This is a genomic window from Phenylobacterium immobile (ATCC 35973) (assembly GCF_001375595.1).
Taxonomy (GTDB): Bacteria; Pseudomonadota; Alphaproteobacteria; order Caulobacterales; family Caulobacteraceae; genus Phenylobacterium; species Phenylobacterium immobile.
In genome coordinates this window covers 2,358,838-2,384,182 of sequence record NZ_CVJQ01000001.1, presented here as the reverse complement: position 1 = coordinate 2,384,182, position 25,345 = coordinate 2,358,838, and the positions used below count along the sequence as shown (strand labels likewise).

The 25,345-nt window shown below is 65.2% G+C and carries 29 protein-coding genes and 1 other annotated feature; of the genes, 18 read left to right on the top strand and 11 right to left on the bottom strand.

Annotated elements, in window-relative coordinates; translation table 11 throughout:
* The first annotated feature begins 34 nt into the window (after positions 1–34).
* The 8 genes from BN1313_RS11720 (at position 35) to BN1313_RS11690 (ending at position 9,387) form a co-directional block, all read left to right on the top strand.
* Positions 35–592, top strand: a complete 558-nt coding sequence (locus BN1313_RS11720; protein ID WP_091740725.1) for a cytochrome b — start codon at positions 35–37, stop codon at positions 590–592.
* 302 nt (positions 593–894) lie between these two features.
* A complete protein-coding gene (locus BN1313_RS11715; protein WP_091740722.1) occupies positions 895–1,221 on the top strand; it encodes a universal stress protein in 327 nt (108 codons plus the stop codon).
* On the top strand, positions 1,194–3,749 hold the full coding sequence (locus BN1313_RS11710; RefSeq protein ID WP_091740719.1) for a cation-translocating P-type ATPase: 2,556 nt from the start codon (positions 1,194–1,196) through the stop codon (positions 3,747–3,749). Before BN1313_RS11715 ends, BN1313_RS11710 begins: the two co-directional genes overlap by 28 nt.
* 55 nt (positions 3,750–3,804) lie before the next feature.
* The gene (locus BN1313_RS16760; protein ID WP_245620236.1) at positions 3,805–4,047 is read left to right on the top strand and encodes an alcohol dehydrogenase catalytic domain-containing protein; all 243 of its coding nucleotides are present in this window, start codon (positions 3,805–3,807) and stop codon (positions 4,045–4,047) included.
* Positions 4,044–4,871, top strand: a complete 828-nt coding sequence (locus BN1313_RS11705) for a zinc-binding dehydrogenase (RefSeq protein WP_218054356.1) — start codon at positions 4,044–4,046, stop codon at positions 4,869–4,871. The genes BN1313_RS16760 and BN1313_RS11705 overlap by 4 nt, the downstream gene beginning before the upstream one ends.
* A 124-nt stretch (positions 4,872–4,995) precedes the next feature.
* The gene (locus BN1313_RS11700; protein WP_091740716.1) at positions 4,996–5,787 is read left to right on the top strand and encodes an ABC transporter ATP-binding protein; all 792 of its coding nucleotides are present in this window, start codon (positions 4,996–4,998) and stop codon (positions 5,785–5,787) included.
* A gap of 5 nt (positions 5,788–5,792) precedes the next feature.
* Positions 5,793–8,168, top strand: a complete 2,376-nt coding sequence (locus tag BN1313_RS11695) for an ABC transporter permease (protein ID WP_091740713.1) — start codon at positions 5,793–5,795, stop codon at positions 8,166–8,168.
* Positions 8,169–8,172: 4 nt separating this feature from the next.
* Positions 8,173–9,387, top strand: coding sequence for an efflux RND transporter periplasmic adaptor subunit (locus BN1313_RS11690; RefSeq protein WP_176695985.1), 1,215 nt, complete (start codon positions 8,173–8,175; stop codon positions 9,385–9,387).
* A 646-nt stretch (positions 9,388–10,033) separates the two neighbouring features.
* Here BN1313_RS11690 and BN1313_RS11680 read toward each other — a convergent pair.
* Together BN1313_RS11680 and BN1313_RS11675 are read right to left on the bottom strand one after the other, a co-directional pair.
* A complete protein-coding gene (locus BN1313_RS11680; protein WP_091740704.1) occupies positions 10,034–10,681 on the bottom strand; it encodes a BON domain-containing protein in 648 nt (215 codons plus the stop codon).
* Positions 10,682–11,053: 372 nt separating this feature from the next.
* Positions 11,054–11,233, bottom strand: a complete 180-nt coding sequence (locus BN1313_RS11675) for a hypothetical protein (RefSeq protein WP_091740701.1) — start codon at positions 11,231–11,233, stop codon at positions 11,054–11,056.
* Between the two features lie 51 nt (positions 11,234–11,284).
* Here BN1313_RS11675 and BN1313_RS11670 point away from each other — a divergent pair, with 51 nt between their 5' ends.
* The 6 genes from BN1313_RS11670 (at position 11,285) to BN1313_RS11645 (ending at position 15,212) form a co-directional block, all read left to right on the top strand.
* The gene (locus BN1313_RS11670; protein WP_091740698.1) at positions 11,285–11,722 is read left to right on the top strand and encodes a DUF2267 domain-containing protein; all 438 of its coding nucleotides are present in this window, start codon (positions 11,285–11,287) and stop codon (positions 11,720–11,722) included.
* A 16-nt stretch (positions 11,723–11,738) separates the two neighbouring features.
* Positions 11,739–12,200: a host attachment protein gene (locus tag BN1313_RS11665; RefSeq protein ID WP_091740695.1), complete on the top strand. Its 462-nt coding sequence runs from the start codon at positions 11,739–11,741 to the stop codon at positions 12,198–12,200.
* Between the two features lie 13 nt (positions 12,201–12,213).
* Entirely contained in the window at positions 12,214–13,233 is a 1,020-nt protein-coding gene (locus BN1313_RS11660) for a zinc-dependent alcohol dehydrogenase family protein (protein ID WP_245620177.1), read from the top strand.
* A gap of 148 nt (positions 13,234–13,381) precedes the next feature.
* The gene (locus tag BN1313_RS11655; protein ID WP_091740688.1) at positions 13,382–13,852 is read left to right on the top strand and encodes an Hsp20/alpha crystallin family protein; all 471 of its coding nucleotides are present in this window, start codon (positions 13,382–13,384) and stop codon (positions 13,850–13,852) included.
* A 90-nt stretch (positions 13,853–13,942) separates the two neighbouring features.
* A complete protein-coding gene (locus tag BN1313_RS11650) occupies positions 13,943–14,518 on the top strand; it encodes a nitroreductase family protein (RefSeq protein WP_091740685.1) in 576 nt (191 codons plus the stop codon).
* A gap of 241 nt (positions 14,519–14,759) precedes the next feature.
* The gene (locus tag BN1313_RS11645; RefSeq protein ID WP_091740682.1) at positions 14,760–15,212 is read left to right on the top strand and encodes a pyridoxamine 5'-phosphate oxidase family protein; all 453 of its coding nucleotides are present in this window, start codon (positions 14,760–14,762) and stop codon (positions 15,210–15,212) included.
* Between the two features lie 49 nt (positions 15,213–15,261).
* Here the strand turns inward: BN1313_RS11645 and BN1313_RS11640 are convergent, their stop codons facing one another.
* Positions 15,262–16,224, bottom strand: coding sequence for a type-X family DNA polymerase (locus BN1313_RS11640; RefSeq protein WP_176695984.1), 963 nt, complete (start codon positions 16,222–16,224; stop codon positions 15,262–15,264).
* Positions 16,225–16,282: 58 nt separating this feature from the next.
* Positions 16,283–16,540, bottom strand: a complete 258-nt coding sequence (locus tag BN1313_RS11635; RefSeq protein WP_141653131.1) for a hypothetical protein — start codon at positions 16,538–16,540, stop codon at positions 16,283–16,285.
* A 182-nt stretch (positions 16,541–16,722) separates the two neighbouring features.
* Between BN1313_RS11635 and BN1313_RS11630 the strand changes: the two genes are divergently transcribed.
* Positions 16,723–17,031 (top strand): hypothetical protein, encoded by a 309-nt coding sequence (locus tag BN1313_RS11630; protein ID WP_091740675.1) that lies wholly within the window; start codon positions 16,723–16,725, stop codon positions 17,029–17,031.
* A 25-nt stretch (positions 17,032–17,056) separates the two neighbouring features.
* On the opposite strand, the gene BN1313_RS17115 is transcribed toward BN1313_RS11630, so the two are convergent.
* Together BN1313_RS17115 and BN1313_RS11620 are read right to left on the bottom strand one after the other, a co-directional pair.
* Positions 17,057–17,269 carry a hypothetical protein gene (locus BN1313_RS17115; RefSeq protein ID WP_425415035.1) on the bottom strand — a complete coding sequence of 71 codons (213 nt, stop codon included), beginning with the start codon at positions 17,267–17,269 and terminating at the stop codon, positions 17,057–17,059.
* Between the two features lie 338 nt (positions 17,270–17,607).
* Positions 17,608–18,045, bottom strand: coding sequence for a universal stress protein (locus tag BN1313_RS11620; protein WP_091740669.1), 438 nt, complete (start codon positions 18,043–18,045; stop codon positions 17,608–17,610).
* Between the two features lie 231 nt (positions 18,046–18,276).
* Between BN1313_RS11620 and BN1313_RS11615 the strand changes: the two genes are divergently transcribed.
* Positions 18,277–18,645, top strand: a complete 369-nt coding sequence (locus tag BN1313_RS11615; protein ID WP_091740666.1) for a c-type cytochrome — start codon at positions 18,277–18,279, stop codon at positions 18,643–18,645.
* A 105-nt stretch (positions 18,646–18,750) separates the two neighbouring features.
* Positions 18,751–19,155, top strand: coding sequence for an OsmC family protein (locus BN1313_RS11610; protein ID WP_091740663.1), 405 nt, complete (start codon positions 18,751–18,753; stop codon positions 19,153–19,155).
* Positions 19,156–19,609: 454 nt separating this feature from the next.
* Here BN1313_RS11610 and BN1313_RS16600 read toward each other — a convergent pair whose 3' ends face one another.
* The 3 genes from BN1313_RS16600 to BN1313_RS11600 are packed head-to-tail and all read right to left on the bottom strand — an operon-like array spanning position 19,610 to position 20,581.
* Entirely contained in the window at positions 19,610–19,777 is a 168-nt protein-coding gene (locus BN1313_RS16600) for a hypothetical protein (RefSeq protein ID WP_176695982.1), read from the bottom strand.
* 4 nt (positions 19,778–19,781) lie between these two features.
* On the bottom strand, positions 19,782–20,300 hold the full coding sequence (locus tag BN1313_RS11605) for an RES family NAD+ phosphorylase (protein ID WP_091740660.1): 519 nt from the start codon (positions 20,298–20,300) through the stop codon (positions 19,782–19,784).
* On the bottom strand, positions 20,297–20,581 hold the full coding sequence (locus BN1313_RS11600; protein ID WP_218054355.1) for an antitoxin Xre/MbcA/ParS toxin-binding domain-containing protein: 285 nt from the start codon (positions 20,579–20,581) through the stop codon (positions 20,297–20,299). The genes BN1313_RS11605 and BN1313_RS11600 overlap by 4 nt, the downstream gene beginning before the upstream one ends.
* 286 nt (positions 20,582–20,867) lie before the next feature.
* Here BN1313_RS11600 and BN1313_RS11595 point away from each other — a divergent pair, with 286 nt between their 5' ends.
* Positions 20,868–21,620, top strand: coding sequence for a helix-turn-helix domain-containing protein (locus BN1313_RS11595; RefSeq protein WP_091740657.1), 753 nt, complete (start codon positions 20,868–20,870; stop codon positions 21,618–21,620).
* 11 nt (positions 21,621–21,631) lie between these two features.
* Here the strand turns inward: BN1313_RS11595 and BN1313_RS11590 are convergent, their stop codons facing one another.
* Together BN1313_RS11590 and BN1313_RS11585 are read right to left on the bottom strand one after the other, a co-directional pair.
* The gene (locus tag BN1313_RS11590) at positions 21,632–22,183 is read right to left on the bottom strand and encodes a hypothetical protein (protein WP_245620175.1); all 552 of its coding nucleotides are present in this window, start codon (positions 22,181–22,183) and stop codon (positions 21,632–21,634) included.
* A gap of 475 nt (positions 22,184–22,658) precedes the next feature.
* Positions 22,659–24,143: a SulP family inorganic anion transporter gene (locus tag BN1313_RS11585; protein ID WP_091740654.1), complete on the bottom strand. Its 1,485-nt coding sequence runs from the start codon at positions 24,141–24,143 to the stop codon at positions 22,659–22,661.
* A 64-nt stretch (positions 24,144–24,207) separates the two neighbouring features.
* Positions 24,208–24,261 (bottom strand) — a sequence feature (sul1 is cis-regulatory element that is thought to sense ions involved in sulfur or methionine metabolism; They are found in Alphaproteobacteria).
* Positions 24,262–25,345 lie beyond the last annotated feature (1,084 nt).

Below are 25,345 nucleotides of genomic sequence, written 5' to 3'. Positions count from 1 at the left end.
GGCGAAGGTCTGCGATTAGGTCGAACATACCCGAATGAGCTTCAGCAACACCCGTCAGGCATACGGCTGGGGCGCCATTACGCTGCACTGGATCAGTGCGGTCGGGGTGATCGCACTCTATTTCCTCGGCGAACGCATGGAGGAGGCGCCTGATCGCGCCGCCAAGATCGCGGCCCAAAATCTTCACGTCTCGGTCGGCGTTCTGCTTTTCACCTTTCTGGCCGCCCGCTTGTTGTGGAGCGCTTCGCAGCCCAAGCCTTCGCCTCTGGAAGCCAGGCGGCTGTTTCGGATAGCGGCTGCCGCGGTGCAGGTGTTGTTCCTGATCATGATCGCGGTGCTCCTGGTCACCGGGCCACTCTCGGTCTGGTCAACGGGGCGGCCGATCGAGGTGTTCGACCTGTTCGCCATGCCGTCACCGTTTCCGGTCCCTGCACCGGCGCTGCACGAGATCGCCGAGAAGGTCCATGGCGCGGTCTCCAAGCTCTTCTGGCCGCTCATCGCCTTGCACGTCGCGGGGGCGCTGAAGCACTTGGTTGTCGATCGGGACGGGACCCTTCAGCGGATGCTGTGGGTTCGAACTCGCAAGGCTTAGCTCTCGCCTTCCGCCTCACCGTCGTGGAAAGGGCGGCGAGCGTGGCGATGCCTCCAAAGACCGGCTGAAGCGGTCACGCGCGTCGTATCAACCGACGCGCCGCGCGCAGTCGAACGCCATCAGCGTGGCGCGCCTGATCGCTGACGCCTTGCCAGGACAGGGCGCAATTAGACGCTGAAGCTGAACCCCCGACTTGTCGGAACAGCGCCCGGCGCGCAGAGTCGCGCCATCATGACCTGACTTGCGTCAAAGCAGACCTCGCCGGGAGCTATGATGGTCCATGTTCGAAGAGGACCGAAGTCATGCCCATCCGCGACGTAGTGCTGCAGATCGACAGCTATCCCGAGGCGACCTCAACCGAGGCGACCTCAACCGAGGCGATCGAACAAGCGGCCAGGTTTACCGCGGCTATCGCCTCCGGCCGCCGGATCGGCGAGGTGCTTGACGACTATGTGACCGAATGCGGTTCCGATCTGCTGGTGATGGGGGCCTACGGTCGATCACGCGTCCGGGAGTTCATTCTCGGGGGGGGCGACGGAACACGTGCCGCACGATCCCAAGACGCCGCTGTTCCTGTCTCATTAAATCGAGGTCTTCTGGCATGCAGATCCAGCGCATCGCCGGATTGACAACGGCCGAGGCGGCGCAGCGCTTCGAGGCCGTCGGGCCCAACGAGATGCCCGCCGGCGGCGCTCGCACGCTCGGCCAAATCATCATGGAGACCCTGCGCGAGCCGATGTTTCTGCTCCTGATAGGGGCCGCGGTGCTCTATCTATTCATTGGCGATCTCGCCGAGGGCCTGTTTCTGGTGGCCGGGGCCGCGGCCTCGATCGGCTTGGTGATCTTCCAGGAGGCTCGGAGCGAGCGGGCGCTCGCCGCGTTGCGCGAGCTGGCGCAGCCGCATGCGCGGGTGCTGCGAAACGGCGTCGAAACGCGGATTGCGGCCCGCGATCTGGTGCCCGACGACATCCTGTTGATTGGTGAGGGGGAGAGGCTTCCCGCCGATGGCGTCCTTATGGCCGGCGACGTGCTCAGCGTCGACGAATCCGCTCTCACCGGCGAGTCGGCGCCCGTCACCAAGCAACCTGCGGTCGGCGTTCCGGACCTCACCGTCGAGCCGGCTCCAGGCGCGGAGGCCGGGCCGTTCTTGTTCGGTGGCACGCTGGTGGTCCGCGGCCAAGGCGTCGTGGCCGTGAGCCGCACCGGAGCGGCCTCGGCCCTGGGACGCATTGGCAGTTCGCTGGCGGCGATCAGCCATGAGCCCACGCCGTTGCAGAAGACTGCGGGACGTCTGGTGGCGCTGCTGGGTCTGCTGGCGCTCGTCTTCTGCGGACTTGTCGCCATGGCCTATGGATTCTTGCGCGACGATTGGATCGGCGGAGCGCTGGCGGGCGTCACCGTGGCGATATCGCTCATTCCAGAAGAATTTCCGATGGTGTTGGCGGTGTTCCTGGCGCTGGGCGCCTGGCGGCTCGCCAATCATCAGGTCCTCGCCCGCCGCAGCGCGGTCATCGAGACCCTCGGCGGCGCAACGGTCCTGTGCGTCGACAAGACCGGAACCCTCACCGAAAACCGGATGCAGGTCGCTCGGGTCTGGACGGCCGCCGGGGAATTCGCGCTCGCCAGCGGCGCGCCCAGCGGCGCAGCGGCCGACCTTCTTCGCTATGCGTCTCTTGCCTCTGCGGTCCGCCCGGTCGACCCAATGGATAAGGCCGTCCGGGCCTTGGACCTCTCCGGCGCGGGAGAGCAGCAGGGTGAACAGGAGCCCGAGCGGACTTGGCCCCTGCGTCCGGAACTGCTGGCCGTCGTCCAGCTCTGGCGATTACCCGGTGAGGTTTGCCTCGCCGCCGCGAAGGGCGCGCCGGAAGCCATTTTCCGGCTGTGCAGACTGCCCGACGCCGAGGTGGCGCGCCTTCAAGGGATCATCGAGTCCTATGCGCGTGACGGCCTGCGGGTCCTAGGCGTTGCGTTTACGCGACCGACGCAGGCGTTCGCCGACCCTCAGGACGTCGCCTTCGAGTTCGCTGGGCTGGTGGGATTTCTCGATCCGCTGCGGCCAGAGGTCCCAGCGGCGCTGAACGAGGCGCGGGGCGCCGGCATCAAGGTGATGATGATCACCGGCGACCATCCGGCGACGGCCCTGGCCATCGCCCGCGCAGCCGGAATCGATACCGAGGCCGGCGTGCTGACGGGCACGGAAGTCGCGTCTCTTTCCTTCGAGGTGCTCTGCGAGAGGCTCAAGCGCGTTCGGGTCTTTGCGCGCATCACCCCTGAGCAGAAACTCCGCATCGTCGAGGCCCTGAAGGCCGACGGCGAAGTGGTGGCGATGACGGGCGATGGCGTCAACGACGCGCCTGCGCTTGAGGCTGCGCATATCGGCGTGGCCATGGGCAGGAAGGGGACCGACGTGGCCCGGGAAGCCGCCGACCTGGTCCTGCTGGATGACAGCTTCGCCTCGATCGTCGGCGGCGTGCGGCTTGGCCGCCGCATCTTCTCCAATCTGCGACGCGCCCTGACCTACATCACAGCGATCCACGTCCCGATCGCCGGGCTCGCGCTCAGTCCCATCCTACTGGGATTGCCGCCCCTGCTGTTCCCCATGCATGTGGTGCTGCTCGAACTCGTCATCGATCCGACCTGCTCGCTGGTGTTCGAGGCGGAGCCGAGCGAAGCGGACGCCATGAAGCGCCCTCCACGGCGTCCCGAGGAGGCGCTGTTCGGGCCCACGCAGATTCTTGTGGCGCTCGTGCAGGGCGCTGGTGTGCTGGTGGGTGTCCTTGGTCTGTACTGGTGGGCGCTAAGCGCCTTCCCGGGTGCAGAGGACGCGGCCCGGGGCGCCGCTTTCCTCGCCCTGGTGGTCGGCAACCTCGTCCTCGCCCTGACCGACTCGGCGTCATCGGGCCGGCTATTCGCCCCACATCGCCGCACCTATTGGATCATCGTGGCCGCCGTGGCGGTCGTGATGACCTTGGTTCTCACCGTCCCTGCCATCGCGACCCTCTTCGATGTCGCCCTGCCGCAGCGTGACCTGCTCCTGGCAGCGCTAGCGACCGGCGCCCTCAGCGGCGGCTGGACCAGCGTGGGCGTCATCGCCGGAAGCCGATTTAGCCGAAGCGACCGACGTGGCCGCCGAGGGAATTCACACGCCCTGAAATGACGCCGCGCCGCGGCGGCCGCTCAACTTGCATCAGAGGAAAAGAACCGTGGTTCAGATGATGAAAGCCGCCGTGTTCGTCGAGCCGAACCGGATCGTGCTCGAGGATAAGCCCGTCCCGGAGCCCGGGCCGCTCGACGCCGTGATCCGCGTGACCACCACCACCATCTGCGGAACGGATGTCCACATCCTGAAGGGCGAATACCCGGTGGCGCGGGGGCTGACGATCGGCCATGAGCCGGTCGGTGTCATCGAGAAGCTTGGGTCCGCGGTGCAGGCTACACAGAGGGGCAGCGGGTGATCGCGGGCGCCATTACCCCGAGCGGTCATAGCGCCGCCTGCCTGTGCGGCTATCACTCCCAGGACGGCGCCGGCACCAAGCATGGTTTCAAGCCGATGGGCGGCTGGCGCTTCGGCAACACGATAGACGGCGCCCAGGCCGAGTACCTCCTGGTCCCGGACGCCATGACCAATCTGGCGCTGATCCCGGACGGACTGAGCGACGAGCAGGTGCTCATGTGCCCCGACATCATGTCGACGGGGTTTTCCGGGGCCGAAAGCGGACAGGTGCGCATCGGCGATACGGTCGCCGTCTTCGCCCAGGGTCCGATCGGGCTGTGCGCCACGGCCGGCGCGCGCTTGATGGGGGCCACCACCATCATCGGCGTGGAATCCGTGCCCGAGCGGATGGCCATCTCCCGCCGGATGGGCGCCGACCACATCGTGGACTTCACGAAAGGGGACGTTGTCGGCGAGATCATGCGGCTGACGGACGGCCGCGGGGTCGATGTGGCGATTGAGGCCCTGGGACGCCAGGAGACCTTTGAGGCCGCCCTGCGGGTGCTTCGCCCGGGCGGGACCCTGTCTTCGCTCGGCGTCTATTCCAGCGACCTCAGGATCCCGCTTGACGCCTTCATGGCCGGACTCGGGGACCACAAGATCGTGACGACGCTGTGTCCCGGAGGCAAAGAGCGCATGCGGCGGCTGATGGACACGATCGCTTCGGGGAGGTTGGACACCCGTCCGCTGGTCACGCACCGCTTCAGCCTCGACCAGATCGTCGAGGCCTACGACCTCTTCTCACACCAGCGCGACGGGGTGCTGAAAGTGGCCATCACACCCTAGGCGGTGGGCGAGCCTCTCGCGGGAGAAGCCTACGAGCTCCAACCGGCAACTCTTGATCCAAGTCAGGGTCTCCGATTCCCCCTCCGCTAGGGTGCGGGCTGGCTGACACGGATCACCGCTGCCTATGCCCCTGCTGAGCAAGCATACCCGGGCGCCTAGGCGTCAAACCCGCCCACCGGACCCAGCGCCGAGCGACGGGGGCCCGACAGCGCCGGGTCTGTGCTTCCGCGCCCGAGGGGTCACCAAGGTCTATGGCTCAGGGCCGGCGGCGGCGCCCGCCTTGCGCGGGGTGGACCTGGACCTGCCTGAAGGCGAAATGGTGGTGGTGCTCGGCGCCTCCGGCAGCGGCAAGTCGACGTTTCTCAACATCCTCGGCGGCCTGGACACGCCGACGGCGGGCCAGATCCAGTTCCGGGGCGACGACATCAGTCACGCGAATGAGCGGCGCCTCACGGAGTATCGCCGTCGCCATGTCGGCTTCGTCTTCCAATTCTACAACCTGATGCCCAGCCTGACCGCGCGCGAGAACGTGGCGTTGGTGACCGAGATCGCCGAGGCGCCGCTGACTCCCGAGACGGCGCTCGCCATGGTCGGTCTCGAGAACCGCCTAGACCATTTTCCGGCCCAGTTGTCCGGCGGCGAGCAGCAGCGCGTCGCCATCGCGCGCGCCGTCGCCAAGCAGCCGTCCGTATTGCTTTGCGACGAGCCGACAGGCGCCCTGGATTCCGCGACGGGCGTGCGGGTGCTGGAGGCGCTGAAGACCGTCAACGACACCCTGCGCGCCACGACCCTGCTGATCACCCACAATGCCGCGATCGCGGCGATCGCCGACCGCGTCGTGCTGTTCGCCGACGGTCAGGTGCGCGAGGTCCGCGAGAATCGGGACAGGCGCCAGCCCCGGGACATTTCCTGGTGAGCGCCATGCCGAACTGGATGGGCTCGCTCGACCGCAAGCTGGTCCGTGATCTGTGGCGCATGAAGGCCCAGGCCCTCGCGATCGCCTTCGTCATCGCAGGCGGCGTCGCGGTCCATCTTCTGTCGGCGGGGATGCTGAGTTCCCTGCAGGGAACCCGCCAAGCCTACTACGAGCGCTATCAGTTCGCCGACATCTGGGCCCCGACAGTGCGCGCTCCAGAGCGCCTGATCGCCGACATCATGGCCATCGACGGCGTCCAGGCCGCGGAGACTCGCATTCGGATGCCGGCGCTTTTCGCAATGGAAGGCATGAGCGCCCCGGCGACCGGTGAGGTTCTGTCGCTGCCGGACGTGGGCGAGCCCGCGGTCAATCGCCTTCATTTGCTGCGCGGTCGCCTTCCCGACCTGGGCCGGCGCGACGAGGCCGTGGTCCTGCAGGCCTTTGCCGACGCCCACGGGCTGCAGATCGGCGACGCTGTCCCGGCGACCTTGCGAGGCGGTCGAAGAAAGCTCCAGGTCGTGGGCGTCGTCCTGTCGCCGGAACATGTCTACGCCATCGGGCCCGGCCAGTTCGTGCCCGACGACCGCATGTTCGGGGTGCTGTGGATGCGGCGCAGCGCGCTGGCGCAGGCGGTCAATCAGGATGAGGCCTTCAACGAGGCGGTCGTGCGGCTGTCCCGCGGCGCGTCGTCGCCGGCGGTGATCGCCCGCCTGGATAGGCTTCTGGAGCCCTATGGAGCGCCCGGCGCCTACGCTCGCGCCGACCAGATTTCGGACGCGTTCCTGTCCAGCGAGATCGACCAGTTGGCGACGATGGGCCGGGTCCTGCCCCCGGTCTTCCTGCTCGTGGCGGCGTTCCTGGTCAATGTCGTGGTTTCGCGGCTGATCGCGGTCCAGCGGGGCAGCATTGGTCTGTTGAAGGCGTTCGGCTATCGCGACTCCCAGATCATCGGCCACTACCTCAAGCTCGTCGCCGCGATCGTGGCGGCGGGCGTTTTGATCGGCGGCGCGGCGGGGATCTGGCTCGGTCAGGCGACGGCCGAGCTCTACATTCGATACTACCGCTTTCCCTTCCTGCTGTTCGAGGCGAATCCGGCCGACTACGCGATCGTCATCGGGGTCGCAGTGGTGACGGTGATGGGCGGCGCCGCCCTCGCGGTTCGGCGAGCCGCGGCGCTGAATCCGGCAGAAGCCATGACGCCTTCGGCGCCCCCAGACTACTCGAAGGCCGTGGGCTCCTGGATCACCCGGCTCAGGTTCCTCGATCAACAGTCGCGCATGATCCTGCGCCAGATCATCCGCTGGCCGGGGCGCGCGGCGCTGACGGTGGCCGGGATCGTAGCCTCCGGCGCCCTCCTGATTGGCACCCTGTCGATGATGGACGGCGTCAAGGTCATGATCGACTCGAGTTTCGACGCCTCAAACCCGTACGACGTGGCGGTGAGTTTCGTCGAGCCTCGACCGCGCGCCGCCCTGTTCGCGCTCGCTGGCGAGGCCGGCGTGTTGACGGCGGAGCCCTTCCGCGTGGTCCCCGTCCGCCTCCGCAATGGCGCGCGCGAGGAACGCGCGGTGATTACGGGCGCGCCGCTCGACGGCGCCCTGTCGAGGATGGTCGATGCCGATGACCGGCCGGTGTCGCCCCACCCTGGCGGCCTGGTCCTGTCGGCAGACTTGGCCGCCAAGCTCGACGTCGAGCCGGGCGACACCGTCGAGGCGCAGGTCACTTCGGGCCGGCGCCCCTTGCTAGTTCTCCCCGTCTCGGCGGTCACCACGAGTTATGTCGGTTCCGGCGCGCGCATGCGTATCGAGGAGTTGAACCGGGCGCTGGGCGAAGGCGGCCAGGTCTCGGGGGCATGGCTCACGGTCGATGCAGCGGAGACCGAGGAGCTCTATGCCCGCCTGAAGGAGGCTCCCGCCATCTCCGGCGTGGGGCTGCAGGCGGAGGCGGTCAGGCGCCTGGCCGCCATGGTCGACGAAAACCTCGGCCGATCCATCCTCATCCTATTCGGCTTTGCGAGCCTGATCGCCATCGGGGTCGTCTACAACAGCCTGCGCATCTCGTTCGCCGAACGACAGCGGGAACTGGCCTCTCTACGGGTGCTCGGGTTCTCTCGCGCGGACGTCTCCTACATCCTGCTCGGCGAAGTCGCCTTCCTGACGCTGCTGGCCCTGCCCCTGGGCGCAGGGGCGGGCGCGCTGCTCGCCTGGTACCTGTCGCGTGCGATGAGTTCGGACCTGTTTCGGCTCCCTTTCGCAGTTTCCCCGGCGACCTTTGGGGTCACGGCCGCCCTGGTGCTCGCCATCACCGCGGTTTCGAGCCTGATGGTGCGCGGCCAGATTGACCGGTTGGACTTGGCTGCAGCCCTCAAGACCGGAGAATAGGCCTGTGACGACGAGCTGGTTGCACCTCAACTTCCGGACCGTGTTCTGGGCGACCGCCGCCTTGGCGCTCGCGATATTGCTGCTCTTCGCCTTTCGACCGCAGCCGGTCTCGGTGGACGTGGGCGAAGTCAGCCGTGGTCCTCTCACCGTCGCTGTTCGCGACGAGGCGCGCACGCGGGCCCGCGAGGTCTATGTGGTCTCCGCGCCGGTGTCCGGCCGGCTGCTGCGGATCGGCGACCGGGCGGGCGAGCGCGTGCAGGCGGGGGCGGTGATTGCAACCATCCAACCCGCTCCACCGACTTTTGTCGACGAGCGTTCCCGTCAGGAGGTCGAGGCTGGGGTCCGCTCGGCCGAAGCGGCCCTTGCCCTGGCCCGGGCGGAGTTGGAGGGCGCGGAGGCTCGCCTGGCCCATGCGCAGCTGGAGGGCGCCCGTATCGAGACCTTGGCTGCGGCGTCCGTCGCGTCGCAGAGCGCCTTGGACCGCGCCCGCCTGGATGTTCGCACCGCGGGCGCGGCAACTGCGAACGCCCGCGCTGGCGTCGCCTTGCAAGAGGCGGCGCTTGAAGCCGCCCGCGCCCGTCTGATCGAGCCGCGCGCGGCGAGCGTCACCGCCCGGGCCGTGACGATCCGCGCGCCGGTCGAAGGCCGCGTCCTGCGGGTATTGCAGCAGAGCGAAAGCGTCATCGCCCAGGGCGCGCCGATCATGGAAATCGGCGATCCCGGCCATCTCGAGGTCGTGGCCGAACTGCTCTCTGGCGACGCGGCGCGGATACCGGCTGGTGCGGCGGCCAGGATCGAGGCCTGGGGGGAGGGGCCGGCGCTTCGCGGCAGGGTTCGACGGGTCGAGCCCTACGGGTTTCTCAAGGTCTCGGCGCTCGGAGTCGAGGAGCAGCGGGTTAATGTCATCATCGATCCGATCGATCCTCCCGCCGCCTGGAGCACGGTCGGTCATGGCTACAGGGTCGAGGTCGCGGTCACGGTTTGGCAGGCGGATACGGTTGTTCGCACACCGGTAGCCGCCCTTTTTCGCAGTCAGGGGCGGTGGGCGGTGTTCAAGGTCGAAGGCGGTCGCGCCCGGCTGCGGTTCGTCGAGATAGGGCAGAACAACGGCGACCAGGCTGAGGTCCGGTCGGGTCTGAACCCGGGCGATCAGGTCGTGCTGCATCCGAACCAGTCGCTCGCGGACGGTGCGCGCGTTCGACCCCGGCCGACTCCCTAGCTGATGCGGGCCCCATTCGGTCGGGGCCGCTCGCGCTAGCTGTCATCCTTCAGAGGAGGTTGGACGGCTTTGCTCCGGCCTTTAGCTCCGCTGCTTTCGCCGCGACGACCCTCTCGAGTTGACCTCGTTCGTTCCGGAGCAAGCCTTTGAGCAGAGCGCACCTCGCCGGATCGGTCTCGAGCAACAAGTCATGCTCGAACCGTTCAATGTTCTTACGATGCGCGTGTTCCTCCATGCCAAGCTCCAGCCGAGTCAGCGATGCGGAAGGGGTGCGAAGCTTGGAGATTGCGCGCCATAGTTGTATCGGAGTCAACGGCAATGCCGCCCGCCTTGCTCAGCAGCACTGGCAGGCCGTGTCCCTTGTGGGCAGAGAGTATTCGAGGGACCTAGCACTGGTCGGCCGGATACCGGGATGCGGTTGTCACCCTGCGCCATCCGGAAGCGCTCTCGCGGCCCGAGTTCGGCGCTACGGAAGGGGTCGAAACCTTTGACGTCGCTATCGATGGCCGGGTGTGACGAGATAGCGATCGTCTGCGCCCGAGCCTGCCTGCGCGTCTGGAGCGCGGAAGTCGCCACCCGAGTCGACCTGCAGCGCTCGCAGCATTGAGGTATGAGGGGAGCGCCGCCATTTGGCGGCGCCCCGCCGCTAGTAGCCGATGGAGACGCGGTCTTCGACCGCGCTTACCCCGGGGGCGGCCCAGGCGGCCCGCTCGATGATGTCACGCTCGAACCAGGCGCGCACCTTGCCGTCCAGACGCACCTTGCCGCCATCGACCGAAATGCTGATCTTGTCGGCTTCGACTTCAGCCTGACGCTCTAACGCGGCTTCGATGCGGCGCTTGACGTCGCTGGCCTGGACATGGGGCTTGAGCTGCACCTGGTTGCTGAACCCACGGACGCCCTGCAGCCGCCGGACGCCCTGTTCGGCGGCGGAGCGCTGATATTGCCAGTCGACCTGCCCGGTCAGCGTCACGAAGCCGTTTTCGACCTTCACCTTCACGGTGTCTTTCGGAACCGTGACGTCCCAATCGAGCATATTCGCGACACGGGCGGCGATGGCCTCGTCGGTATAGGTTTCGACGAAGGCGCGAATCTCCAGGTCCTCGACGAGGCCGCGGACGCCCTTGACCCGCTTCACGGCGTTTTCCGCGGCGATCTTCTGGGCGTAATTGGCGACGTGGCCGGTAAGGCGCACGATGCCGTTTTCGACGGTGACGCCGATGTCAGCAGCGTCGATGCTTGGTGTCCATTCCAGTTCGGCGGTCACACTCTTCTTGAGGGCCTTGTCATCCATGGTTCTGGCTCCAGGTTGCGGCCTCGACTGTCGCGGCCGAGCCCTCATCTGATTCGCGCGGCTCCAGCACGTGTTGACGTCGGTCAACAGCCCAGGAACTTTGCTCCGTCGAAAGAAAACGTGGGCAAGTTGACCAACGTCAACTTCCAACTTCGGGGCTTACTATTTTGATGAGGCTTCAAGCGGCCGAAAGACAGCTTGAAGTCGGCTCAGTCCCTCGGGATTGAATCGCCGCCTCAAGCCAGGACACGAGGATCTGGCCGAGTGAGAAATCAGACCGGATCTGTAGCCCGTGCAGCAGGTCCGGTCGCGCATTCCTTCCCGTCTACAGCCTTCGAACACCCACCACCGCTTAACCGGGCGGCGCGACCGTCACGCCGCGGCCACCACCAGATGTCGCCGGCGAGCCCAGGCGAAGTGGCCAAGCAGAACGATGCTCCCGGCCGCGGCGAAGAAACACCACACCGACTGTTCGGCGACGGCCAAGCTGCGCCAGCCGGCGGTCGCTGTCGAGACGGAGGCCAAAAGGCGATGAGCTGACTTGATCGACATCAACGCGGTCAGGCGCGCCGAGCGCAGAATTCACTTTGAAGGAGCGCCCCCATGAGCACTGGTCTAGAGGTCTTCGACACCACGGTTCAGGAAGCCAACCAATGGCTGAGCCGGCTGGAGGCGGAGCTTCCTCCCTGTGACCGGCGGCAGGCCTATGGGGCGCTTAGAGCTGTGCTGCATGTTCTGCGCGACCGTCTGCCCCTGGAGGCGGTGCTCGGACTGTCCTCTCAACTGCCGTTGTTGCTTCGCGGCGTTTTCCTGGAGGGATGGCAGGCTCTTCCCCCCACGAACCTGCGCGATCCAAAGGCTTTCGCCGAGGCTGTCGCAAATCAATTGCCGCCGCATTTTCCGCGAGAAGCCCTGGGCGCGGTCGAGGCGGTCTTCAGCGTCATGGCGAACCGGCTCGATCCCGGCGAGATCACCAAGATCATTCAACACCTGCCTGCCCCGTTGCGGGCGACCTGGCCGGCGGCCTATCGCGCGGCCTGAGCTTCACGAGGCCATCATGTCCAGATTGCGCAAGCTTCTCTTCGTCCTGACCGATGGCGGTCGCGCACGCTTCGTTGAGCGTCGCGCAGCCAAGAGAGACTTCGTCACGGTGGACACCCTCGACCACTCGCACGCCCTCCTAAAGGTGCGCGCCAAACAACGCGGCGCTCAGGCAGGGCGTAGCTTCGAGCGGCTGTCGCCTGATCGCCACAAGCTCGGCAGGGAAGATGATCTCCGGGCCGCCAAGGAGGCTTTCATGGTCGAGGTGGCCGAGCGAGCCACGCACCTGTGCGCGAGAGGTGACTTCGAAGGGGTGTTCCTAGTGTCGCCGCGCCGCCTGGCCGGCCCGCTCCGTAGCCAGATCGCCAATCGGGCGCCGGTCGCCGGCGCCTTGGGCAAGGATTTGACGAAGATACCGGATCACGAACTTCGGGAATGGCTGACCGAACCATCCTTCGGGCTCCGGTCGATGCATTGAGAGCCCCGCCCGCATGTTAGCTATGACCACGACGGGAACCGACGGTCGGCTCCAGGCCGTGACCCTCGCGGTTCCGGAACCAGGCGTGGGCGAGGTTCTGCTGCGCGTGCGCGCCTGCGGCGTCTGCCGAACAGACCTTCACGTTGTTGATGGCGACCTGCGGCCGGCGAAGGCCGTGATCATCCCGGGACATGAAATCGTCGGGATCGTCGAAGCGCTCGGGCCAGGGGTCGCCGGCATGGCCGTCGGCGACCGGGTGGGCGTGCCTTGGCTTGGCCGGACCTGCGGCCGGTGCCGCTACTGCCTCGAAGGCGCTGAGAACCTCTGTGATAGTCCCGAGTTCACCGGCTGGACCCGTGATGGCGGCTACGCCGAACTGGCGGTCGCCGACTCCAGGTTCTGCATTCCCCTGCCGGCGGGTCTGAGCGACGTGGAGGCCGCACCGTTACTCTGCGCGGGGCTCATCGGATACCGCGCCTGGCGCAAGGCCTGCGAGGTCCGGCCGGTGCAGCGTCTGGGGCTCTATGGCTTTGGCGCGGCGGCGCACCTCCTGGCCCAGCTGGCGATCGCGGAAGGCCAAGATGTCTATGCCTTCACGCAAAGTGGAGACGGCTTGGCGCAGGATCTCGCGCGCGAGTTGGGTTGCATTTGGGCTGGCGCATCGCAGGAAACTCCGCCCGAACCGCTGGACGCCGCCATCCTGTTCGCCCCGGTCGGCGATCTTGTGCCGCTGGCTCTGCGCGCGGTGCGCAAGGGCGGGACGGTGGTGTGCGGCGGAATCCACATGAGTGACATTCCGAGCTTTCCCTACGCGGATCTTTGGGAGGAGCGGCGGCTCGTCTCAGTCGCCAACCTGACCCGCGCCGACGCCACTGAATACTTGCCACGCGCCGCCAGGGCCGGAGTCCGACCACACGTCACGATCTACCCGCTGCTGGAGGCCAACCGAGCGCTTGATGATCTTCGCCGTGGGGCCTTTGCCGGCGCGGCAGTGTTGGCGATGAACGGCCCTTCTTCAGGGCCTCCAGGTTAAGCCAAAGGTCTCACGCTTCAGGAGCGCGAGACGGGGGCGTTCATCCGGTGAAAAGAGGTCGCCATCTTGAGCGTGGTCAAGGATCGGCGGCGATTTCTGGGCTCGAAAGGAGCTGTCAGTTTTCCCCAAGAGCCCCCGGAGCACCCCCATGACCACCCACCCCGCCACCAAGCAATTCCTTCCGGCCCTGCAGCGCTCGGCCACCTCGGCGTTCCTGCCGGTGCAGCGCGAGTTCAATCGCCTGTTCGATGAGCTTTCCAGCGGCTGGAACGCCTTCACCGAAATCGAGATGCTGCCGCGCATCGAGGTGCGTGACACCAAGAAGGCCATCGAGGTGACGGTCGAACTGCCCGGCATCGCTCAGGAAGACATCAAGATCGATGTCGATGATGATGTTCTGACGATCAGCGGCGAGAAGAAGTCGGAAAAGGAAACCGAGGACGGCGATCTTCGCGTGTCCGAGCGCTCCTACGGCGCCTTCTCGCGTTCCATCCCGCTGCCGCGCAGCGTCGACGCCGACAAGATTCAGGCGACGATGTTGAATGGCGTGCTGAAGGTCGTTGCGCCGAAAGACGGCAGCGCCACCGCCAAGTCCATCAAGATCCAGTCGGCGAAGTAGGCCTCTCCCCCGAGGTTGGACTGGAGGGAGTGCTCCGGGCTCGCGGCGCGGAGCGCCCCGCTTTCTCACTGCCGATCAGAGGCGGCCGCCATGGATGTTTTGGAAGCGATCCATCACCGTCGCGCTGTCCGCGACTACCTCGACGCGCCGCTCGACCGGCAGCTGATCGAGGCCGTGATCGGTGATGCGATCTGGGCCCCCAGCGGCATGAACCGACAGCCTTGGCGCTTCTTCGTGATCGAGGGGCGCAACACGCTCGCGCGTTGCTCGGCCGAGGCCAAAGCGCTGATGTTGGCTGAGGCAGAGCATCGTCCAGAAATCGCTGCAGTTCGCGGCATGCTCGAACAACAGGAGTTCAACATCTTCTACAACGCTCCCGCGCTGATCATCATCTGCGCGAGCGAGGCCGACGAGATGGCGGCCAAGGACTGCTGTCTTGCGGCCCAGACCTTGATGCTGGCGGCCTGGGCGCGGGGGCTTGGGACATGCTGGATCGGTTTCGCCGAAGCCTGGTTGAATTCGCCTGCCGGCAAAGCCGAATTGGGTGTTCCCGAGGCCTTTCGCCCCGTGGCCCCCATCCTGATCGGTCGCCCGAAAGTGGCAGGAGACCCGCCTCCGCGCAAAGCTCCGGAAATCGGCTTCGTGAGTCTGAGAGCGGCGTCGTGACGCCCCACAAGCCCTCGGGCGTCCCCGGGCGGCCTTCTCCCCTGGTGCGCGTGATCGCCGCCGCTTTGCTGGCGAGCATTCCGCTGGCGGGGTGCAAGAGGCCAATTCCACCGCGACAGCCGTTCCAAGAGCAGAGCCTCTCCGCTGCAGCGGGCGCGCAGGGATCGGGACCCGCTGGCCGCATGGGGCTCGGCCAGGACCCTAACGCACCTAGCCAACCGCGCGCCCCAGGAGGCGGACAATGACCCCAGAAATCAGAGCTCAGATCCTGTCGTTGATCCAAGAGCATAGGATCATGTCCATCGCGACGCTTCGCGGCGATGGATGGCCGCAGGTAACCACCGTCGGCTACGCGAACGACGACCTCGCCCTCTATTTTCTATGCGGCCTCGACAGTCAGAAGGCGTCGAACCTGGCGCGGGACAACAGGGTCTCACTCACGATCGACCACGACACGCCGCAGGTGATGGAGATCAAGGGGCTCTCCATGGCCGGGCGGGCCGAGGTGGTCACTGAGCGCGCCGAGGGCGAGAAAGCCCTCGCGCTGCTGCTGGCGCGCTATCCGCAACAGGCAGGCCCGGAGCTCCCTCTTCCCAAGCCCGACGACGTCCGGATTTTCCGCGTGGAGCCGATCGTCATCTCAGTGCTCGACTACTCGAAGGGCTTTGGCCACACCGAGTTGGTGACCTGTTAGAGTTCTGCAGCGCTAAATCTCGCGGCGTCTGCACCAGCGGCATGGATGCTCAAGGCGTCGGGAGAGGAGGCGGGAGCGAGCCGGTTTCGCGCTGCCAGGGTGGCGGTTCTGTCAATCCGAGCGCGCCATAAACGTCCGCCTCCGTCTTGCCAGCAATGCGCTGCTCGGCCTTGAAGAGTCCCCATTCGTTCAGTTTCAGGCCCTGCCGCCGCGCCAGGCGACGCAAGGCGATATTGTGCGCTTTAGAGCCGGTGAAGTGGAGCAGGGCGGCGCCGTAGCTTTCCGGCGGCGCGACGAGCAGGTCGGCCTGCAGACCGCCGATGAGGCGCACCGTGGCGCGAGATGGACCGCGGGACAGGACTTCCTCGACTTGAGGTAAGGCCGAGAACGCCACCGTCACGTTCGCCCCCGACGCCGCGGCGACCAGATCGATGTCGCCCACATCGGACCGACCTCGGCGCAGGCTACCCGCAACGTCCGCGCGCTCAACGCCGGGGACGGCGAGGAGAGATTGGCGGAGGGCCTCGGCGACCGGTTGGGCCTCAAGCCGTGGCGTCCGTTGAAGCGGGGCGCGAGATAAAGCCCTGGCTAGCCTTCGCTCCAGCGCGGCCCCAAAGCCCGGAAGACTGCGCAGCCGGCCAGCCTCGACGGCGCCTCGTAGATCCTCGCAGGATTGAACGCCCAGTTCCCGGTGCAGTCGCCGAATGCGGTCTGGGCCCAGGCCGGGCAGCGCGGAAAGGGCCACGAGGGAAGACGGGAGGCGCGCCTGGACGGCGTCCAGCAATCCAAGCCGGCCAGTTTGGCAAACTTCGGCGATCTTCGCCGCCAAGTCCTCGCCTACGCCCGGCAGGGCGTCGAGGCGCTCCAGACCGTCGGGTTGCGAGACGATCTGCAGCACGTCTTCCGAAAGGCCTGCGACCGCGGTTGCGGCCCGCCGGTAGGCTTGTACCCGGAAAGGGTTGTCGCCTTCGAGCTCCAGAAGTTCGGCCAAGCGGCGGAAACGCGACGCCACGGCGGCATTCGCCGGCGCGATGGCTGCAACCCCTGGAACCGGCGTGTCCGGCATCGAATTAGGCGTCGTTCAGAAGTGGGCTCGCCAAACCCGCATCCTGAAGACTCTTCGCCGTTGCGCGTCCGCTGATCTGGAGACTGTCATTCATCAGCTGCGCACCAGCCGCGAACAGCGCAAGCGGACTGCCGGCCGTCGACAGGCGCCCAAGATAGTCAGACCACGCTTCATAGGCGCAGGTCCAAACGCTGGTTGCTTCGCCTACAAAGCCTTCGCCACCGTTGGGGCGGGACGGTGCGGGGGCGGGATCCATAGACATGCAAACCTCCAATGAGAGGTCCATATTGCCAGCCCGCCGGCGTTCGCCCTTGACCCTGGTCAAGAGGCTCAACCGTGGATCTCGGGCGAGCGCTCCATTCTGAGCGGGCCGAAGTTGATAGGCATCAAGGCGCAGCCCGCCACGGCAGGCGATGAAGACCTCTCACATCCGAGGAGAAGTCGATGTCCAAGTCGCTTACACGCGAAGTCAAAGACGACGTACAGGACGCGATCGAAGAGATCGCCAAGACCCTCCGCGCCGCGGCGGACAATCTGAGCGATGACGCCGAACACGCGGTCGCTGACGCGGCCCTGGCTCTGCGAAAAGCCGCGCACGACCTCGTCGAAAGGACGCCCGTCCAAGCCAGGCTCGTCGCGCAGCAGGCGGCAGACGAAGCCAAAGCGCACCCGATCGCCACAGCGGCGGCGGCTCTGTCAGCGGCGGCCGCGCTCATCACGGTGCTTGGCGTCGCCCGCAAAAAGCTCGCTTAGGATTTCGTCGAGCTTTGACGGCCAGTCAGTGGGAAGGATTTGGGGCGAGCGAGGGCGGCGTGATCACATCGTCCCTCGCTTTCGTCTCGGGCGCCCACTGCCCCGCCAGGCCCGGCGCCCCGCGCGCGATCAGCCATTGTTCGTTGGTTGGGATCACCAGGGCTTTAACGGCGCTGTCGGGGTGGCTGATTTGACGTGCCCCGGATCCGTTGGCGCCGAGGTCTAATCGCACTCCCAGCCAGGCGCATCGCTCCGCAATCCTGACGTGGATCGCCGCGGCGTTCTCTCCGACGCGGCCCGATCAGAATGGGTTCGATAAGCCCGCGCCGGGCCGCCTCGAGCGCGCCCGTGAGGGGCAGCGCGTCAACAGGGTGAACGACCGCGGTCGGCAGCGGCAAGTGCGCTTCCGCCATTGGCATGAGGCGCAGAAGTTGCGTCCCCGTGGCGGCAGGCGGCTCTATTCTGACGGAGGATTCACTGGGCGAAGACATGCTCGTGCTGACCATCTGGCGGCGCGTGGGCGGGGCTCGTCCGGGGCGTATTGATCCCCGCCTGGAAGCGATGGTGATCGACAGGTCAGCGAACGACGAGCACTGGAACGGGACTGCGCGCGAGAACTTCGGAGGTGACGCTGCCGAGAAGCAAACGCCCGAGCCCGCGCCGGCCGTGCGAGGCCATGGCGATCAGGCTGCAGTTGCGCGCCTTGGCGGTATCGATGATCGCTTCAGCGGGAACGGCATCCTCAAGGAGGACCGTTTCGACCGGAACTCCGAGGCGATCCGCGGCCTCCTTTGCGCTGGCGAGCACTTTTTCAGCCGCTTCCTTCTGGTCGGCGCCGTAGTCGGCATAGGTCATGGCGTCGAAACCGGCATCGAAGCCGTAAGCCGGAAGCGACTCAGTCGCGGTGACAATGGTCACCTGTGCGCCGAGCGCCTTGGCGATTGTGAGCCCGTGATCGACGCCTTTCTGGGCGACCTCCGAACCATCGGTGGAGATAAGAATATGCTGATACATGGGTTCTTCCTCTCTGGCCGTTCGTCAGGCGCGACATTGCGTGAAGGGATCGCGCACCCTGTCCATGCGTATCGCAATGGCCCCGGCCAGCGTTGATAGAGATCAACGACCGAGCGCCTCCACGTGGCAAATTGTGGTCTCGTTGTACTGCTCTCCGCAAAGCGGGGCGCCAGCTCGTGGAATTCTTCCAGTAGCTCCAAGTGTCTATTTAGCATCGCGACGAGAGGCCTGATGATGACAACAACTATAGGGCTGGCCGCTGTCCTTTCGGCGCTAGGCGCCCTGGCGATGAGCGGGATGGCGATGGCCCAGGACGTCTCTGCCGGCCGCGCCGTCGCCCAACGCTATTGCGCGACCTGTCACCACATCGCCGACGGCGAAAGTCCCCTGGGGGACGCGCCGCCCTTTGCGAGCCTCAAAGATCGTTATGGCGCAGGAGGGCTCGCCGAGCTCCTGGAGAAGGGGATGATCAAGGATCGACCCCATCCGCTGCAGGCGGGCAAGCGCCTGGTTCACCCGCGCATGCCCGCCTTCCCCCTCAGGGAGGATGAGGTGGTGGCGCTCGCTAACTACCTTCGGACCTTCGAGACGGTCCCTTAGCCTCACCGAGCTTTGGCGGCGCTCAGCTCGTTGGCCAAAGGCTCTCGGCGAGAAATCGACGCACGAGCCGCCAATCTTTCATTCCCTGACAGCTTGAGGTCCCTGATGCTTGAGTACCGAATTTCCGCGCACAGGCAGGACCGGCATGGAAGCCTCGCCGCGTGCAAGGCGGCCGAGATCACCCTGGATACGGACGTGAATGGCCGAGCCGACGCCTTCAATCCCGCCGAGCTGTTCTTGGCCTCTATCGCGGCCTGCATGATCAAGGGCATCGAGCGGGTGACGCCGATGCTGCAGTTCGACTTGCGCGGAGTTGACGTCCGGCTGCACGGCGTGCGCCAGGACGCGCCCCCGATGATGATCTCGATCGATTACGAGATCACGGTCGACACCGATGAAAGCGATCAGCGCCTGGAGTTGCTGCACACCAACGTCCGCAAGTACGGCACGATCTCCAACACCGTAGCCCGGGCGACGAAGCTCGAGGGTGTCATCAAACGAAAGGGCTGACCTCGGTTCAAGATGGCCAACCTGGCTGAGGAAGCGAAGGCCGACATGATCTCCATCAATGCGGCGACCGCCGGCCCTCAGCATGGCGGCGCGGCGTCCTTTGAGCGCCCGGGCGGCTTGCCAACTTCCCTCATGTCGTCGATGTGCAGATCGATCAGATCGCCGAACGTCTGTAGCTTGCCGACCTTGGAAAGAGTCGGGGTCTCGCCGCGGTCGATTTGTCGCTCGGCGTCGACGCCCCATTTCTTGGCGTCGTCGTAGCGAACGAACGTCTCGCTGACGGTTCGTCCCTTGCGGCGGACCTACACGCGCCAGGCGCCGGATTTCTGTTTTCGGATCGATGCCATTCTGGGTGCAGATCCGGCGCAGTGGGATGTCGCAACGTGGCGAAAAGGGTCGAGAAATAGCGTAGGATGAATGGCTTGGCTCAGCTCGCTTGGTCGCCCTTTGTCGGTCATTCATTCTGCTCTGCGGGTAACTTCACGCTGGGCCGGATGACCGTCCGGCACAGGGCGTCAAACTCACGCATGGTCGCCTTATCGATGACGCCGGCGCTGTGCAGGCCGGCGGCCGTCTTGTTGATCGCGCCGAGGATGCCGCGCTTGCTTCCCGGTTTCGCCATGACCTCAAGTCCAAGATAGCTGGTTCTTTGGGAGCTTCCCGGTCGGATCATACACCATGACCTTGTGTGGAAGATCAGGTCCCCACCGCCACAGCACAAGGTTCTGGTCATCCACCGTCGCGCCGCTGGCGAAGCTCGGGACCAGAGCCCCGGCGTGGCCGTCTGCAATCAATCGCTTGACCACGGCCCACGATTCCGGTTCCCGCCCGCCGATGAGCGCGTCGCCCCACGCACAAGCCAGATCGCTCAGCTCGACGCCCAGCGCCGCTCGATCCGCGTCGGTCCGCAGATCGGCGACATCCTCGCAGTCCACGCCGTAGCTGCATAGCACATAGGGTGTCAGGCGATGCGCGAAGCCGCCCGATACTTCGCGGAACACGGTGTTGAAGCTCAGTGAGAGATAGAGCGTCTCCAGGCCCGGCCAGTTGAACCGCCAACCCTTTAGCGCAGCCCCCGCGCCCGACAGCGCGCTCCAAGCCCAGTTGGGATCATGGGCCCGGAAGCACTCGCCGTTGAACCTCAAGCGTATCCGCCGGTCGCCAGGTGATCGACATAGTCCCGAACAGCCGTGGCATTCCCCGACTTGACCAGGGCCTCGGCCGTGCGGCCCCCGAACGCCGGGATGGGTTCGGCTCGATACCAGGCCATCGCCTGCGCCGCGCCGCCCGCCCAGCCCTGGACGAGGTTGATGATCTCCAGCATCTCGCGGATTCGGCTTTGCGCCTTGGGTCCGTCACGGCGGCTGGACTTTTGGAAGACTTGTCGGGCCAGGCCGGCTGTCTCTGCGAGCTGCACCTTAGACATGCTGAACGCCTCGGCTACATCATCGACGTTGAGCGAGCCATTCTCGTCCATAAGACTCGTGATCGAAAGGCGGCCGACCGGCCTGCTGCGCACGCGCCGATGGCCGGAAGGCGTTTCCTTTTTGACCGCGTGGACCATTTGCGTCGCCCTGTTGACCGCATTCTAGGTCAAAATATAGTCGAAATGGTTTGGCCCGCAAGGGGAAGTCGGTAGGCCGCAGGCAACCGAGCGACAAATCCGCCTCGTCGCACTAGCGTAGGAGTTGGGTGGAATCGAGGGGTGCGACGTGGCGGGAGAAATTGGTCAGCGAATCCGTCGTTCCCGGCAACGCGAGGGTCTCTCGCAGACTGCGTTGGCTGAAAAGGTTGGTGTTTCCCAAGGGGCGATAGCCGCCTGGGAAGGCGGCCGAACCGTTCCGACCGAAGAGAATAAGAGGAAGCTCAAGGTGATCCTTGGGTGGTCTCGAGTTCGCGCGCCTTCCAAACCATCGGAAGAAGAAACTGACGAGGTTTCCAGCTTCGGAGTTTGGCTTCGTGAGCAGCGCGTCCAAAATGGCCTGTCGGTTCCGGAGCTTGCAAAGCGTGCAAGCGTTTCCGCGCCGGCCATCTACAACATCGAGAGCGGGAAAATCCAGAATCCGCAACCGGCAACCCGCGACAGGATCGCTGCGGCGCTCGAGACGGCTGTGCCGGAACAGGTGGTTGCGGAAACAGTCGAAAGCCAAGAGGTCGCCGGTCTCGGCCCGCTCACAGACTTTCAGCCGCACGACAAGAAGGATTGGCCAACCTGTGCCGGCGTCTACGTGCTTTACGATATCAGCCAGCGACCGATCTACGTGGGCAAGGGCGAGAAAATATCGACACGCCTGAAGGTCCACGAGGAAAAGTTTTGGTTCAAGTCTCCAGTGGTCGAATACGCCTCATATATTGAGGTTTCCAATAAGGAGCTTCGGCATCAACTTGAGCAATCGTTGATCCGCTTTCTCAAATCAAATGCCGTTATCAACAAGAAATCGACGGACGATTTCGGCAGCGACTAAGACTCCATCGATCACGCAGCCCTCGACGCTGCCAGCGCGTGCAGCGACTCAGGCTTCAGGCGCGTGTAGCGCCGCAGCATCTTCCAGTCCTTGTGGCCGGCGACGAGCGCAACCTGTTCGATGGCGAAGCCTGCCTCGAACATGGCGGTCGCCACCGCGAACCGGCCCAAGGGGATGATCTGGCGCGGGTTGCCGTCGAAGTGGGCGACCAGCCTGGCCAGCTCGTCGTCGGTCGGGCCCCGGTTGCGCGCGTTGCCCTTGCCGACGAGGCCGAGGCGCTTGAGCGCGATGCGCGCCAGGTCCACCGGCTCGACGGGGACGGCCACGCCATGCACGGCGGCGGCGTGGGACAGCACCAGCTTGATCGTGCCGATGTTGCGTCCGCCCAGTTCGCGCTTAAGCATTGAGAGCGCGGCGTCCTTGGACCGGCCCGGCGCCCGGCCGACTTCCTTCGTGTCCTCGATATGCAGGTCGATCAGGTCGCCGAGGGTCCGCAGCTTGGCGGTGCGCGAGGCCTGGGCGCCTCGCCGCGATCGATCTGGCGCTCGGCGTCCAAGGCCCACGCGCGGGCGTCATCCTTGCGCCGGAAGGTCTCGCTGATATAGCCGCACGACGGCCCGCCAGGACCCAGATGGAAGCTTCACGAAGGCGGCCAAATTCGTGTCCCCTATGTGTACAGTCAAGCGGAGAACCCTGGCGTGGAATGGCGTATTGGATCGTAAAATCGGTGTACACAAAGCCGATCTACCGAATTGAAGTTGCAGGAAAAGTGACTAAATCTCAAGCACATAGATTGTCTATTGCACCTATGATGGACTGGACAGATTGATTAATTAAATCAATATGTTAGTGAGGGTTGGGTGCAAAAATAGTGCACCGGCGTTCGCGTTTTCGTTCACTTTCGTTCGCCCTGCGCCGCCCGCCGGCGCTGCCTTTGAGCGCCTATTGAGGCCAGGGGTTCGCTAGCCTTGCCGATCTCGCGATCCCGCCGTTTTCTTTTCGCATGATCGTGGCCAGACCGAATTTGGGAGAAGCGGGCTAGTGCGCGATCTCCCCCGCGGGGAGGTGCTGTTTGTCGTGCCGGCCGACACGGTCGATCAGGGTGCGGCTCGCTTCGTTGATGCCGACTAGGTCAACCTCCGCGCCTTGCCGACGATAACGGAAGACCACCTTGTCTACCGCGGCTGAACCCGTGAGGTCCCAAAGGTGCGCGCCGGTCATATCGATTTCGACGCGCTTAGGATGGCCGTGGTGCTCAAAGCTGGCGGCGAACAGGTCGGCGGAAGCGAAGAACAGCTGCCCCGTCACGCGATAACGCAGATGGCCGTCTTCCGGTGTCTCCAACTCCACCACGGTCAGCGTCTTGCCCACCCGACGCATGAAGAAGATCGCCGACAGCACTACACCCAGCATGACGCCCTTGGAGAGATCGTGGGTCGCGACCACGGTGGCGGTCGTCGCCAGCATCACAATTGACGACTGTGCCGGCGTCGCGCGGAGCTTGAGTATCGAAGACCAATCGAAGGTGCCGACCGAGACCATGATCATCACCGCCACCAGCGCGGCCATCGGGATCTGGGCCACCCAGGTCTGCAACACCAGAATCAGAAAGAGCAGGAACAGGCCCGCCCAGAGCGTTGATAGACGGCCCCGCGCGCCGGAACTCACATTGATGATCGACTGGCCGATCATGGCGCAGCCGGCCATACCGCCAAACAGCGGCGACAGGACGTTGGCGATACCCTGGCCGCGGGTCTCGCGATCCTTGTCCGACGGTGTGTCGGTGAGGTCGTCGAGCAGGTTGGCGGTCAGCAGGGATTCCAGAAGGCCCACGAATGCCAACGTCGCCGATATGGGGCCGATGATCCGTAGCGTCTCCCAGGTCAGGGGCACTGCCGGCAGGTGGAAGATGGGTAGCGTCGATGGCATCTGGCCCATGTCGCCGACCGTTCGCACATCGAGTTTGGTTAGGACGGCGAAAGCGCTGAGCGTGACGATGGCCACGAGAGGCGAGGGGATCGCCCTGGTGATCAGGGGGAAGCCGTAGATGATCGCCAAGCCGGTGCCCACCATGGCGAAGGTCTGCCAATTGGCTCCGATTAACTCAGGCATCTGAGCCAGGAAAATCAGGATCGCCAGCGAATTCACGAAACCGGTCATCACGCTTCGCGAAACGAACTTTATGTAGCGGCCAAGCTTCAGAAGGCCGATGGCGATCTGGAAGAGGCCGCACAGGATCGAGGCGGCAAACAGATATTCTAGCCCGTGATCCTTCACGAGGGTAACCATCAAAAGCGCCATTGCTCCGGTGGCTGCCGAAATCATGGCAGGCCGGCCTCCGACAAAGGCGATGGTCACGGCGATGACGAAGCTGGCGTAGAGGCCCACCGCTGGATTAACCCCAGCGATGATCGAGAAGGCGATGGCCTCAGGGATGAGCGCCAAGGCGACGACGGTCCCCGCCAGCAAGTCCCGGCGGGGATTGGCGAACCACTGCTGGCGCGCGGAAGCAAAGACAGACATTGCGGAAAACAGACATCAAAACAGCCGCTTGCCGATGCTCGGCGGCGATCGATAAGCGAACTGAGGTTTCCCGAGGGATAGGCGCTCAGGATAGCCACCCGCGCACGGCAGGTCCAAACGTGCTCCCTCATCTGGCAATACGAGATGCAAAGCAAGCGGTTGGGGCATCTAACGTCCCTCAGGTGCGCGCTGGCCAGCGTCTGGATCAATTGGCCGCGCGGCACTCGCGCCTCTGCTCGCCTTCGCCGGCACGTCATGGCAGGCCGACGAGCCGGCGACATTCCTCATGGAATGAGGGCATGCTTGACGCCAGCATGAAGGTGTTTGGTCTGTAGGCGTCAGGAGCATACTTCTGGAGCCGCTCACGGGGCCACGAAATACCAACCTACGCGTCAGTCCTCGGCGGCGTCCGTCGCAGGGGGCGCGGGTTCCAAGGAATGCAAGTTTTCCTGTCTGATCCGGGCTCCCTCGTCGTCATAGAGAAACGGCAGGAAGGCGTAGCGCGTCCCCCGCGTGACGGGCGTAGCCTCGTGCAGCAGGGAACACGAGAACACAACCGCGCCTCCTGTTGGCGGGCGGTATGTTCGGCGACCGAACTCCGGAAACCGAAGATCGCCTCCCAAGGACAGCACATGAAGAACATTGCACTCCCCTGCGGGGCAGCTCTCCTGGCTGCGCTCAGCCTCGCGTCGTGCGCCAGCAAACCAAAATATGCAGCACCCCAACCGAGCGCGCCCGCAGACGCCCCTTCAGAGAGTTCTCAAGATCGCCCGCCGATTGATCAGACCGGCGGCATCAGACCGGGCTCTCAGGAAGATTTGGCCGTCGCCGCCGGTGGCTCTCGGATATCCACGGGGCTTTGCAGCCAATGCTGCCGGCTTTCCTATCCTTCGCGCAGGCAAAGTGGCGTCTTTTCCGCTATCGCCCGCCGACAAATACCCGACCTACATGCTGGACTTCTCCGTTTTTGCGGGGAATTCAGGCGGTCCGGTCTACATCTCGATCCCGCGTGCCCGAGCGAATAGCCCGCAAAGGGTCGTGATAACCGGGCTGCTCACTCAGCAGATCAAGATCAAAGGTGATCGGTTGGCCATCGGAAACGTCACCCAGGCCGACTTCATCACGGAGACAGTTTCCCTCATGACCAGCGGTGAGCCCACCGACATCAGCGAGGCGGCGGGAGCACTGCCGGCGCACGACGC